The sequence below is a fragment of the Clostridium cellulovorans 743B genome, from assembly GCF_000145275.1.
GTDB classification, from domain to species: Bacteria; Bacillota; Clostridia; order Clostridiales; family Clostridiaceae; genus Clostridium_K; species Clostridium_K cellulovorans.
Genome location: NC_014393.1, coordinates 4,728,263 through 4,743,417, shown reverse-complemented (window position 1 = coordinate 4,743,417; position 15,155 = coordinate 4,728,263). Strand labels below are relative to the sequence as shown.

4 protein-coding genes are annotated in these 15,155 nt (G+C 29.0%); all 4 read left to right on the top strand.

All coding sequences use genetic code 11. The annotated features are described in order from the left end of the window. Nucleotides 1–65: 65 nt before the first annotated feature. The 4 genes from CLOCEL_RS19695 to CLOCEL_RS22110 all read left to right on the top strand — a co-directional run bounded on the left by CLOCEL_RS19695 (nucleotide 66) and on the right by CLOCEL_RS22110 (nucleotide 14,981). Nucleotides 66–2,261: a DNA topoisomerase III gene (locus CLOCEL_RS19695; RefSeq protein WP_010073946.1), complete on the top strand. Its 2,196-nt coding sequence runs from the start codon at nucleotides 66–68 to the stop codon at nucleotides 2,259–2,261. A gap of 196 nt (nucleotides 2,262–2,457) precedes the next feature. Further along, a complete protein-coding gene (locus tag CLOCEL_RS19690; protein ID WP_010073945.1) occupies nucleotides 2,458–2,949 on the top strand; it encodes an RNA polymerase sigma factor in 492 nt (163 codons plus the stop codon). Beyond that, complete coding sequence (locus CLOCEL_RS19685; RefSeq protein WP_013291953.1) at nucleotides 2,936–3,979, top strand: hypothetical protein; 1,044 nt, start codon at nucleotides 2,936–2,938, stop codon at nucleotides 3,977–3,979. Before CLOCEL_RS19690 ends, CLOCEL_RS19685 begins: the two co-directional genes overlap by 14 nt. A gap of 364 nt (nucleotides 3,980–4,343) precedes the next feature. After that, nucleotides 4,344–14,981, top strand: a complete 10,638-nt coding sequence (locus CLOCEL_RS22110) for a non-ribosomal peptide synthetase (RefSeq protein WP_013291952.1) — start codon at nucleotides 4,344–4,346, stop codon at nucleotides 14,979–14,981. The last annotated feature ends 174 nt before the right edge of the window (nucleotides 14,982–15,155 follow it).

Here is a 15,155-nt window from a genome sequence, read left to right as displayed (position 1 = left end):
ATGTGTTGAGGAATTAGAATAAAAGATAATGTTAGCTTGTTATTAGCTATTAAGGAGAAGATGATATGTCAAAAACAGTGGTGCTTGCAGAAAAACCTTCTGTAGGAAGAGAAATTGCAAGAGTTTTAAAATGTACGAAAAGTGGTAATGGGTATATAGAAGGACCAAAATACATAGTAACTTGGGCTCTTGGGCATTTAGTGACTTTAGCTGATCCGGAGGTTTATGATGATAAATATAAGAGTTGGCGATTAGAAGATTTACCTATGCTTCCAAAACCTTTAAAACTTGTGACTATAAAACAAAGTGGAAAACAATTTAACGCAGTCAAAGAGCAATTAAACAGAAAAGATGTAGATGAAATAGTAATTGCAACGGATGCAGGTCGTGAAGGTGAACTTGTTGCAAGATGGATTATAGAAAAGGCAAGAGTTAAGAAGCCTATGAAAAGATTATGGATATCTTCTCAAACAGATAAAGCTATCTTAGACGGATTTAGAAATTTGAAGCCTTCAGCTCAATATGAAAATTTGTATAGGGCGGCACAGTGCAGAGCAGAGGCTGATTGGGTTGTTGGATTGAATGTAACAAGAGCACTAACTTGTAAGTATAATGCTCAATTAACAGCAGGAAGAGTTCAATCAGCTACTTTGGCTATGATTGTTAGCAGAGAAGAAGAAATAAGAACCTTTGTACCAAAAGATTATTTTGTAATTAATGCTAAAGCAAAAGGTTTTAATCTTCAATACAGAGATAAGAACAATAATAGCAATATTTTTGAAGTAGATAAGGTAAATAAGGTTTTATCTGCAGTAAGAGGTAAAGAAGCTAATATAGTAGAAGTTACAGAGAGTTATAAAAAACAATATTCACCAGCTCTTTATGATTTGACTGAGCTTCAAAGAGATGCTAATAGAATCTATGGTTACTCTGCAAAGCAAACTTTATCTATAATGCAGAGATTGTATGAAAATTATAAGGTTTTAACTTATCCAAGAACTGATTCCAGATATCTTTCTACGGATATTGTTGCTACATTGCCTGATAGATTAAGAGCTATTGCCGTTGGAAGCTATAGTGCTGTAGCTAATGAAATTTTAAAAGGAAAGATAACAGGACACAAGGGTTTTGTAGATAATAGCAAGGTTAGTGATCACCATGCGATAATTCCAACAGAAGAAAAAGGAAAGTTAGCACTTTTAAGCAGCGAAGAAAGACATATTTATGATTTAGTAGTTAAGAGATTCTTAGCTGTTATGCTTCCTCCTTATGAGTATCTACAAACAACAATTAAAGCTGATATAAATGGTGAAACTTTTGTGGCTAAAGGCAATGTTATCAAAGCTAAAGGCTGGAAGAAGGTTTATGATAAAGAAGCAACTTTAGCAGAGGATGAGGATGATAAAGATAGTCAAACGCTGCCAGTAGTTAAAAAAGGTGATAAGCTTAATGTAATGAGTATCGACTCAGAAAAGCATAAGACAAAACCACCAGCTAGATTTAATGAAGGTACATTGCTTTCAGCTATGGAAAAACCGCAAAAGTACGTAAGTCTTGATAAAGTTCATGCTAAGACTCTTGGAGAAACTGGCGGTATAGGAACTGTAGCAACACGAGCAGATATTATAGAAAAGTTGTTTAATATGTTCTATATTGAGAAGAACGGCAAAGATATAATTCCAACTTCTAAGGGGAAACAGGTTATAGACTTAGTACCTTCAGAATTAAAGTCCCCATTGCTAACTGCAGAATGGGAACTTGAACTTGAGCGTATTAGTAAAGGGCAAAAGGATTCAAGAGGATTTATTGAAGCAATGAGAAAGTATGCTGCAGAGCTAGTTGATGATGTTAAAGGAAGTAGTGATAAATTTAAACATGACAATCTGACAGGCAAAAAATGTCCTGATTGTGGTAAGTATATGTTAGAAGTAAAAGGTAAGCAAGGTAGAATGCTTGTATGCCAAGACAGAGAATGTGGACACAGAGAAAACCTAGCAAGAATCACCAATGCTCGTTGCCCAGAATGTAAAAAGAAATTAGAACTTAGAGGTCAAGGTGAGGGCAAAATTTATGTTTGCCCAGGATCGAATTGTAACTTTAGAGAAAAGGCTAGTCAATTTGAGAAGAGATTTGATAGCAAATCTGATAAGTTGAATAAAAGAGAAGTTGCAAAGATAATGAATAAATTAAATCAAGAGAAGGAAGATCCGATGGATAGTCCTTTCGCAGATCTTATGAATATGTTTAAAGATAAAAAATAAACATACTAAAAGTCAACTATGAAGTGCTTTCTTCAGGTTGGCTTTTATTATTTGTAATTAATAGATAAGTTTCAAAATCTATTGCAACACTTTTACAATGTGAGTTGTATCATATTTATAACAAGTAAAGAAAATTAATATGGCATAAAACATTAGGGGGTTAATTGTACTACGGAATGGAAGGATGAGTTTTATAATGAATGAGATTTCATTGTGTACAGATGAAATTATCTCACAGGACTTAGATTATTATGGGAATATGCTATTTAGGCTTGCATATTCATATATGAAAAATATTTACGATGCAGAGGATGTAGTACAAGAGGTTTTTATACAATTACTTAAAAATAAGGTGACATTTCAAAACAATGACCATAAAAAGAATTGGTTTATTTGTGTTGCCAGAAATATTTGTAAAAATAAATTAAAATCTGCTTGGTTTAGAAATCGTGTAGAGTTAACGGAAACTCCATATTATGATGAATATAAAGAAAATAATGTTCTTAAAAAAGTAATGCAGCTTCCATTGAAATATAGAGAAATTATATATTTATATTACTATGAAGGTTACACTACGGTAGAAATTGCATCCATAATAGATAAGAAAGAGTCAACAGTACGTTCACTGCTTAGTAGAGGTAGGAAGATATTAAGGAAAGAGTTAAAGGAGGAGTATGATTTTGAGTAAAAAATATAGGGAGCAATTAAATAAAATTGTTATGACTGAAGATATGAAAAAAAGAATACTTCATAATGTACTCAAGGAAGATATAAAAGTTAAAACTTCAGTAATTAAAAAAAATAGCACATTTATAAAAAAAATAAAAATTATTGCTGCATGCTTTACGGTAATTCTATGCTTAAATATTGTAAGTGGCAAGCCTCAATTATTTAAATATAATAATTTAAGTCAGTATGGCATAGATGATGCAAATAAGGAAGTACAAAATATTAAAGTAAGTGGATTATATGATAATAATAGAGGCATATCAAAGAATGATGAACTGAAAGGACCAGAGATTAAAAATCAGTACTCTAGTCAGGACGAAAATTATAAGAAAAATGAATCTTCAAAGCCTGATGAAGATAATAATATAGACAATAGTAGTGATGAAAAAAATCAAATTAGCGAAGATAATAATGCAAATAACCACAATAATAATGTAAATAGAAATAATCAAAACAATAACAATGGAAGCGATGACAGTAATGTAGAAAAACACGATAGTGACGAAACGAAGAACAAGAGTAGCGAGAAGAATAATGAAAAGGAGAATAATGAAAAAGAAGAAATAGGGAAGCCGCCTATACTTACTGCCGGGGAATGGAAAAAAGAATATAAGACATTGGAAGAAGCCGAAGAAGCAATAAAATTTAAAATAGATTATATAAAAGGAATATCAAGTGAATTTGTTATAGATAAAATATCTGTTATAGAAAATAATATGATTGAAATAGAATATAATAATGGACAATATATAGTCATATTTAGAGCTGGAAAGGTAGCCGAGAATATAAGTGGTGATTATAATACATATAAAGTTCAGAATATATATGAAATAAATAAAATAAGTGTAAAGTTACAGGGGAATGAAAATAAAATAGTTAATCTAGCAACTTGGAAAAAGGGTGATATATCATATTCTATTTCATCAAAAAATGGTATTGCTGAAGAGGTAGCATTAAATATGGTTAGGATCAGTTTATATAGTGAATAAAAACGAAAAAGGATACTTAGAGCATAAGAACTTTAAGTATCCTTTTCATTTTTAGTTATACATATTTCAAATAAACGAGATTCATGGGGCATAGTGATTTTAATATGTCCATAGGGTTTTGGATGTAGTTTCGATAATGAGATTTATATGTAGAATTCAAATAAAGATGCTACCTAGAGTTTATTGATATTTGAATAATCATAGAGCCTTTTTATGTAACTTCAATAATGGAAGCTATATATATTAAAAAATAAAGGTGGAAATATGAAATATATTACAGTTATTATATTTTAATAAAAATGCAACTATTTATGGATATGGGTTGTAATACTTAAGTGGAATGATATATTGGGAGGTGTTCTTTATGGACAGTATTAATAAAAAAATTGAGATAACTCATCCGCAAAAGAGGATTTGGTACAATGAGCTAATGTTTCCTAACACACCAATGCATAATATTATATACAAAATTCATATTGCTGGTGACTTAGATATTCATATGTTAGAAAAGGCAATAAATTTAATCATTGAAAAAAACGATTCATTTAGACTAAAATTCTATGAAGAAGATGGAAAATTATATCAATATGTAAGTGAATATAAATTTATTAATATAAATTTCTTAGATTTTACTTTATATAGCGATGATGCTAAAAGTAAATTTAAGGAGTTTTATACAGAGGAAGGCACAAAGATTTTATACAAACAAAATGAACTTCTGTTTAAGTGTTTTATTTATAGAATTGATGAAGAAAATATGGGGGTATGTTTTTTTATTCATCATCTTATTTGTGATGGAATGTCTTGTAATATATTACTTAAACAACTTTTTAATGTATATGAGCAATTGTGTAATAATGAAACTATAAAATCTGAGGTTGAAAATTCATATATAGATTTTATATATGAGGAAAAGGAATATTTAAATTCCCAAGAGTTTGAAGAGAATAAAAAGTTCTGGAAGGACAAGTTTTCAAATCTAAATGAAAATTCTTTATATATAAACTCTAAAAGTGCTAAATCAAAAACAAAATTGTTTCCATTAAATGAAGGTATATGTGAAGAACTTAAAAAATTTTTGAATGAAAAAAAAGTTTCACTAAATAAATTCTTTATTTCTCTTTCAAGTATATATATGAGCAGAATATTGAATGACAATGATATAACCCTAGCAGTTGCTTGCTTTAATAGAAGTAATGAACGTCAAAGAAATACCATAGGTATGTTTACAGGAACAATGCCTTTAAGAATAAATATAGAAGAAAGTAATACTATTAATGAATTTTTAGATTATCTAAATATAGAACTTAAAAGCTGTTACTATAATCAAAAATATCCATATGATTTATTAGCACAAGACTTAGAATTAAAGAAAAAAGGAGTTGATTCTTTATTCAAGTTTTGCGTAAATTACTATGTGTTTGAAAGTTATAATTGTGGTAATTTTAATGATGTATCTATTAGCAGTGAAGCTTTGCCACAGGAGTATACAAATATTCCATTACATATCTTTATTAAGGAATATAAAAAAGATGGAAAGATAGAAATAGAGGTTCAGTATAGAATAGAGGATTATACAGAGCAGCAAGTTATACAAATGGTTAAGGGAATGGAAGTTATTGCTAACAACATTATTAAGAATTCAAATGTAAAAATATCAGAGTTACAAATAGTTTCTGAAGAAGAAAAAAACATTATATTAAATGAGTTTAATAATAGAAAAAGAAAATACAATGATAATAAAACAATAAAAGAATTATTTGAAGAGGTGGTTGAAAAGGCACAAGATAAAACTGCTCTTGTATCAAAGGGCGAGTATCTTACATATAAACAATTAAATGAAAAAACAAATCAACTTGCCAACTTATTGGTAAGAAAAGGTGTGAAAAAGGATGAGATAATTCCAATATTATGCGATCGGAGTATAGATACAATAGTTGCTATGTTAGCTGTTATAAAAAGTGGAGCTGCATATTTGCCAATAGATGAAGATTACCCAAAAGCGAGAATAAATTATATGCTTAAGGACAGCAATAGTAGAATACTTTTAATTAAAAAGCATCAGATAGAAAAGGTCGATTTAGAAAAAGTTAATATACAATTAGTGGATTTAAATGATGAAGAAATATTTAAGGGAAACAAAGAAAATATTAAAAATATAAATTCACCAGAGGATTTAGCATATGTAATTTATACTTCAGGATCAACTGGAAATCCTAAAGGGGTATGCGTTGAGAATAGACATTTAATAAAACTTGTTGATAGCCCTGAGTATATTGAAGTTAAAGAAAGTGATAAAGTCCTTCAATCTGGATCATTATCTTTTGATGCATCAGTATTTCAAATTTGGATTGCATTACTTAATGGGATAACTCTACATTTAGAAGATAACAACTTAATAATTAATGACACAGCACTAGAAGCTTATATCGATAATAATAAAATAACTCTAATGCTTATGCCAACTCCATTATTTAACCAATATAGTGAAAGCAATATAGCTATATTTAAAAATTTGAGATGTTTAATAGTAGGGGGAGATGTCTTAGTTAGTAAAACAGTAAGCAAAATAACTCAATTATATAACGATTTTAAAATTATAAATGCATATGGACCAACAGAAAACACAGTGATTTCAACAGTATATGAAATTAAGGGGCAATGGGATAAAAATATAGCTGTACCAATTGGTATTCCAATAGTTGATTCAACAGCTTATATAATGGATAAACATAATAATCTTCTTCCAATAGGAGTTCCTGGGGAGCTATGTGTAGGTGGAGATAGAATTGCAAGAGGATATTTAAACAGAGAAGAGCTTACAAAAGAAAAGTTTATAGAAAATCCTTATGTAAAAGGAGAAAGAATATATAGAACTGGTGACCTTGCAAAATGGATGCCAGATGGCAATATATACTTTATGGGGAGAATTGACTATCAAGTAAAAATCAACGGTTTTAGAATAGAACTTCAAGAAATTGAAGCACAGATATTAAAATATTCAAAGATAAAAGAAGCAGTTGTGGACGATAAAAAGGATTATAGCGGGAACAAGTATTTATGTGCATACGTTGTAAGTGACGAAAAAATTTCTTCTAAGGAGATAAAGGACTTCTTAGAGAAGGAACTCCCAAATTATATGATTCCTTCGTACATAATGCAACTTGAAAGAATGCCTGTTAATTCTAATGGAAAGATCGATAGAAAAGCATTGCCTGTTCCTGATTTATCGCAGCATACAACAAAATTTATAGAACCTAGAACTGAAATGGAGCAAAAACTTGAGCAAATTTGGTGTAAGTTATTTAAGGTACAAAAAGTATCTATTAAAGACAATTTCTTTGAGCTTGGGGGAAATTCACTTATAGCTATAAGTTTGGTTTCTAAAATTCATAAAGAACTTAAGCTTAAAATTATTGTTACAGATATATTTAGTAATCCTTCCATAGAAGAATTGGCAGGATATTTAAATAGTATTACTACAAATGAAGCTTTAAGCTTTAGAGAAATTGAAAAGGTAGAAGAAAGAGAATATTACGAAGCATCAGCAGTGCAAAAAAGAATATATGCAATAAATCAAAGAAATGTAGATAGCACAAACTATAATATACCTATTGCATATTTAATTAAAGGTAATTTTCATAAGGAAGGTTTTGAAAAATCAATTTGTCAATTGATAAATAGGCATGAAGCATTAAGGACAAGTTTTCATGTGATGGATGAAAATATATTTCAGAAGGTACATTCAAAAGTAGACTTTAAAGTAGATTATATAAAGGTTTATAGTAAATTTGATATAAACAAAGTTCAAGCTGAAAAACTTATAAAACCCTTTGATTTAAGTAAAGCCCCTCTTATTCGTGGAAACGTAATTGAATTTTCTGATACTTCAATTTTAATGATAGATATACACCATATTGTGGCAGATGGCGTTTCAATGAGTATAATAACAAAAGAATTATCTTCGTTATATAATGGGGATAAACTTAACGAGATAAAAATTCAATATAAAGATTTTTCACATTGGCAAAGTAAGTTATATAAAGATGGTTTATTAGAGCTTCAAGAAAGATATTGGGTTGATAAGTTTCAAGGAGAGATTCCAAAGTTAAATGTACCATTGGATTATAAAAATGGGCAAGATGAAAATTTTCAAGGAGATACAATAAATTTTGAAATAAGCAAAAATTTAACAGAAAGAATAAATAAAACTATTACTGCGCTAGGTATAACAAAGTTTATGTTTTATGTAGCGGCATACAACGTGCTATTGTACAAGTATACGAATCAAGAAGATTTAATAATAGGGACTCCAGTAGCAGGGAGAACTCATGAAGACCTTAAAGGTACCGTAGGTATGTTTGTTAATACATTGCCACTAAGAAATAGAATAATTAAGAATATGAGTTTTAGAGATTTCTTAGAGCAAGTAAAGGGAACCTCTCTGGAGGCTTTTGAAAATCAAAACTATGATATTAAGAATTTAATTGAGAAATTAAATATAAAGAAGGATTCTCTTTTTAATGTTATTTTTTCTTTTGAAAATGTAAATATTGAAAATTTAAAATTCAACGGCGCACAAATAGAACCATATAAATTTAAGAATGATGTAGCAAAGTTTCCTATTTCTATGGTGCTTAATGAAGGCAAGGAAAAAATATTAGGTGAATTAGAGTATCAAACAGCATTATATAAAAAGGAGACAATAGAAAATTTTGCAGAACATTATATTAATATCCTTACAAAGCTTACAAACGATTTAGATAAACCTATTGATGAGTTTGATATTTTATCTGAGGCAGAGAAAGATATAATAGTGAAGAGATTTAAAAACATAAAAAGAGAAGATGTAAGAGATAAAACAATAAAAGAATTATTTGAAGAAGTGGCTGAAAAGGCACAAGATAAAACTGCACTTGTATCAAAGGGAGAACATTTAACGTATAAACAATTAAATGAGAAAGCAAATCAACTTGCTACCTTATTGGTGAGAAAAAGTGTGAAAAAGGATGAGATTATTCCAATATTATGTGACAGGAGCATAGATACAATAGTTGCTATGCTGGCTATTATAAAAAGTGGAGCTGCATACTTGCCAATAGATGAAGATTACCCAAAAGCAAGAATAGATTATATGCTTGAGGATAGTAAGAGTAAAATACTTTTAATTAAAAAGCATCAGTTTGAAAAGGTAAATTTAGAAAAGGACAATATAGAATTAGTAGATTTAAATGACGAAGAAATATTTAAGGGAAACAAAGAAAATATTAGAAATATAAATTCACCAGAGGACTTAGCGTATGTAATTTATACTTCAGGCTCAACCGGAAATCCTAAAGGGGTATGCGTTGAGAATAGGCACTTAGTAAAACTTGTTGACAATCCTGATTATATTGAAGTTAAAGAAAGTGATAAAGTTCTTCAATCTGGATCATTATCTTTTGATGCATCAGTATTTCAAATTTGGATTGCATTACTTAATGGGATAACTCTACATTTAGAAGATAACAACTTAATAATTAATGACACAGCACTAGAAGCTTATATCGATAATAATAAAATAACTCTAATGCTTATGCCAACTCCATTATTTAACCAATATAGTGAAAGCAACATAGCTATATTTAAAAATTTGAGATGTTTACTAGTAGGGGGAGACGTCTTAGTTAGTAAAGCAGTAAGCAAAATAACTCAATTATATGACAATTTAAAAATTATAAATGCATATGGACCAACAGAAAACACAGTGATTTCAACAGTATATGAAGTAAAGAGACCGTGGAATGAAAATATAATTGTACCAATTGGCATTCCAATGGCTGATTCAACAGCTTATATAATGGATAAACATAATAACCTTCTTCCAATAGGAGTTGCTGGGGAATTATGTGTAGGTGGAGATAGAATTGCAAGAGGATATTTAAACAGAGAAGAGCTTACAAAAGAAAAGTTTATAGAAAATCCTTATGTAAAAGGAGAAAGAATATATAGAACTGGTGACCTTGCAAAATGGATGCCAGATGGCAATATATACTTTATGGGGAGAATTGACTATCAAGTAAAAATCAACGGTTTTAGAATAGAACTTCAAGAAATTGAAGCACAGATATTAAAATATTCAAAGATAAAAGAAGCAGTTGTAGCCGATAAAAAGGATGATAATGGGAACAAATATTTATGTGCATACGTTGTAAGTGACGAAAAAATTTCTTCTAAGGAGATAAAGGACTTCTTAAAGAAGGAACTTCCAAATTATATGATTCCTTCGTACATAATGCAACTTGAAAGAATACCTGTTAATTCTAATGGAAAAATTAATAGAAAAGCATTGCCTGTTCCTGATCTATCACATGATGAAATAGAAGTTATAAAACCTAGAACTGAAATGGAGCAAAAACTTGAGCAAATTTGGTGCAAGCTATTTAAGACACAAAAAGTATCCATTAAGGACAATTTTTTTGAACTTGGGGGAAATTCACTTATAGCTATAAGTTTGGTTTCTAAAATTTATAAAGAGCTTGAGCTTAGAATTGCTGTTACAGATGTATTTAGAAATCCTTCCATAGAAGAGTTGGCAGGATATTTAAATAGTATGACTGTAGGATATTTAAATAGTACTACTACAGATGAATCTTTTAACTTTAGAGAAATTGAAAAGGTAGAAGAAAAAGAATATTATGAAGCGTCAGCAGTACAAAAAAGAATATATGCAGTAAATCAAAAAAATGTAGATATTACAAACTATAATATACCTATCGCATATTCAATTAAAGGTAATTTTAATAAGGAAAGTTTTCAAAGATCAATTCGTCAATTGATAAATAGGCATGAAGCATTAAGGACAAGTTTTCATGTGATGGATGAAAATATATTTCAGAAGGTACATTCAAAAGTAGACTTTAAAGTAGATTATATAAAGGTTTATAGTAAATTTGATATAAACAAAGTTCAAGCTGAAAAACTTATAAAACCCTTTGATTTAAGTAAAGCCCCTCTTATTCGTGGAAACGTAATTGAATTTTCTGATACTTCAATTTTAATGATAGATATACACCATATTGTGGCAGATGGCGTTTCAATGAGTATAATAACAAAAGAATTATCTTCGTTATATAATGGGGATAAACTTAACGAGATAAAAATTCAATATAAAGATTTTTCACATTGGCAAAGTAAGTTATATAAAGATGGTTTATTAGAGCTTCAAGAAAGATATTGGGTTGATAAGTTTCAAGGAGAGATTCCAAAGTTAAATGTACCATTGGATTATAAAAATGGGCAAGGTAAAAATTTTCAAGGAGACACAATAAATTTTGAAATAAATGAAGCATTAACAGAAAGCATAAATAAAACTATTACTGGTCTAGGTGTAACAAAGTTTATGTTTTATATAGCAGCGTACAACGTACTGTTGTACAAGTATACAGGTCAAGAAGATTTAATAGTAGGAATTCCAGCAGCAGGGAGAACTCATGAAGACCTTAAATACACAGTAGGTATGTTTGTTAACACATTACCATTAAGGAATAGAATAATTGGGCATAGGAGTTTTAGAGATTTCTTAGAGCAAGTAAAGGTAACCTCCTTGGAAGCTTTTGAAAATCAAAACTATGATCTTAAGAATTTAATTGAAAAGTTAAATATAAAGAATGATTCTCTTGTTGATGTTATTTTTTCTTTTCAAGATGTAAGTATTGAAAATTTAAAATTAAACGATTCACAAGTAGAAACTTATAAATTTAAAAATAACATAGCAAAATTCCCTATTTCTATGATATTTAATGAAAGCAAGGAAAAAATATTAGGTGAATTAGAGTATCAAACAGCATTATATAAAAAAGAGACAATAGAAAATTTTGTAGCACATTATATTAATATCCTTACAAAGCTTACAAACGATTTAGATAAACCTATTGATGAGTTTGATATTTTATCTAAGACAGAGACGGATTTAATATTAAAAAAATTTAATAACACAAAAAGAAAATATGCAAGAGATAAAACAATAAAAGAATTATTTGAAGAAGTGGCTGAGAAGATGCAAGATAAAACTGCCATTGTATCAAAGGGAGATTGCCTAACGTATAGACAATTAAATGAAAGATCAAATCAGATTTCTAAGCTATTAGTGAGAATGGGAGTGAAAAAAGAAGACATTGTTTCTATAGTATGTGATAAGAGCATAGATACTATAATTGCTATGCTGGCTATTATAAAAAGTGGAGCTGCATATTTGCCAATAGATGAAGATTATCCAAAAGCAAGAATTGATTATATGATTAAAGACAGCAACAGTAAAATACTTTTAATTAAAAAACATCAGTTGGAAAAGGTGAATTTGAAAAAACTTAATATACAATTGATGGATTTGAATGATGAAGAAATATTTAAGGAAAGCAAAGAAAACCTTCAAACTACAAATTTACCAGAGGATTTAGCATATGTAATTTATACTTCAGGCTCAACTGGTAACCCTAAGGGAGTATGCGTTGAAAATAGAAATTTAGTAAACCTTATTACTAATGCTGATTATATTAGAATCAAAGAAAATGATAAAGTTCTTCAGGCTGGGTCATTATCTTTTGATGCATCGGTATTTCAAATTTGGATCGCATTACTTAATGGGATAACCTTACACTTAGAAAATAACAACTTAATAATTAATGATGCAGCACTAGAAACTTATATTGATGATAATGAAATAACGATAATGGTTATGCCAACTCCCCTATTTAATCAATATAGTGAAAGTAATGAAGAGATCTTCAAAAATTTAAGATGTTTACTTGTGGGGGGAGATGTTTTATCCAGTAAGCAGGTAAGTAAAATAACCCAAAGATATAAGGACTTAAAGATTCTAAATGGATATGGTCCAACAGAAAATACAGTTGCTTCAACGATATATGAAGTTACGAAAAAATGGGATGAAAACATAGTAGTGCCTATAGGGACTCCAATAGCTAATTCAACAGCTTACATACTTGATAAGAATAATAACCTACTTCCAATAGGAGTTCCAGGGGAATTATGTGTAGGTGGAGATGGAATCACAAGGGGATATTTAAACAAAGAAGAACTTACAAAAGAAAAGTTTATAGAAAATCCTTATGTGAAAGGAGAAATAATATATAAAACTGGTGACCTTGCAAAATGGCTTCCAGACGGTAATATACAATTTATAGGTAGAATTGACTATCAAGTAAAAATCAACGGTTTTAGAATAGAACTCCAAGAAGTTGAAGCAGAATTAATAAAATATCCAAAGGTAAAAGAAGCGGTTGTAGATGATCAAAAGGATTATAGCGGGAACAAGTATTTATGTGCATACATTGTAAGTAACGAAAAAATTTCTCCTAAAGAGATAAAGGGCTTCTTAAAAAAGGAACTTCCAAACTATATGATTCCATCGTATATAATGCAACTTGAAAGTATACCTATGAATTCTAGTGGAAAAATTGATAGAAAAGCATTGCCTATACCTAAATTGACTGATCTAAATGAGGAATATATAGCTCCTAAAAATAGTGTTGAAGAAAAGATATCAGAGGCATGGAGTAAAACATTGGGTTTAAAAGAAATAAGTACGGATTCTAATTTCTTTGAAATTGGCGGTAATTCATTAAAAGCAATTTCAGTAGTTTCAAGGTTAGCAACAGAATTTATTATTGCTATAAATGATATGTTTAAATATCCAACTATTAAGCAATTGGCTTTAAATATTAAGTTAAAAAAGGAAGCACCAAGTTTAAAGAATAATGAAGTTCAAGGTCAGGTAGCTGCAACTTTGTTTGAGGAAGAAAATCAAATTCCAAAAGCTATAGAACCATTGTACCACTCGTACAGAGATGATATTAAAAGATATACAAGTATTAATTTGAATGATGAAGTTGTTTATAAGAATATTTTACTAACAGGTGCTACAGGTTATGTTGGCGTAAATATTTTAAAGGAACTTTTATTAAGTACAGATAGTAAAATATATTTGCTATTAAGAGGAAAAGACACTAAAGAAGCAGAGGATAGAATTATACAGAAAACTACTTTTTATTTTGGACAGGAGTTTTATCATAAATATAAGAATAGAGTAATGATATTAAAAGGAGATATATCAGAGAAATATCTAGGTTTAGATATTGATAGTTATGAAAAGTTATCTTTAAAAATAGATTGTATAATTAATTCTGCAGCTAATGTAAAACATTATGGAAGATATGAGGAGTCTTACAATATAAATGTTTTAGGAACAAAGCACTTGCTTGATTTTGCTAAGGAAGGTTTGTTAAAAGATTTTAATCAAATATCTACTATTAGCGTTGGAAGTGGACGTGTTTCTAATAAAGACTTAGTCATGTTTTCAGAGGAGGATATTTATATTGGGCAGGAATCTGATAATGTATATGTGCGTTCAAAATTAGAGGCTGAAAAATTAGTTCAAGAAGCTAGTAAAGATCTATTAAATACTAAAATATTTAGGCTTGGAAATGTAACTTTTAATTATGAAACAGGAATATTTCAAGAAAATATAGCAGAAAATGCGGTTTATAGAAATATAAAAGCTTTTATCAGACTAAATTGTATACCTAAAATAAAAGAAAATATTTTTGATTTTTCTTATGTAGATCAATTATCTAAAGCAGTCATTCTTCTTTTTAACAAGGTCAACTGTAAGAATCAAGTGTTTCATATAGAAAATCCTGAAAAAATAGGAACTATGGATTTGGCAAAGATCCTAGAAAGAAAATATGAAAAATTAGAACTTAAAAGTATTGATGAATTTAGAGAATATATTTCTTTAAAGAGTGAAGATGAAGAATTAAAGGAATATGTTGATGATGTTATGGTTCACTTAGGTTTGCTTGAAAATTATAATTCAACAACCTTTATGACTGTTAGCGATAGAACAAATGCTATTCTGAAAAAATTAGGTTTTCAATGGAGTCAATTGAATAAGGCTGCTGTTGAAAGAATGCTTGATTATTGTGAAAGAGTTAATTTTTTATAGATATAAGATTTATAGCTTTATAAATTTGTTTTTATAAGAAGTATTGCAACTTATTAATTAAGTTTATTTAAGTATCCCCTATAGGATAATACAGGAAAAATACATCTGTATTATTCTGTAGGGGATATTGCGTTTAAGATAAATTATTGAAAAGTTTTTGATTAGTAGAAGAAT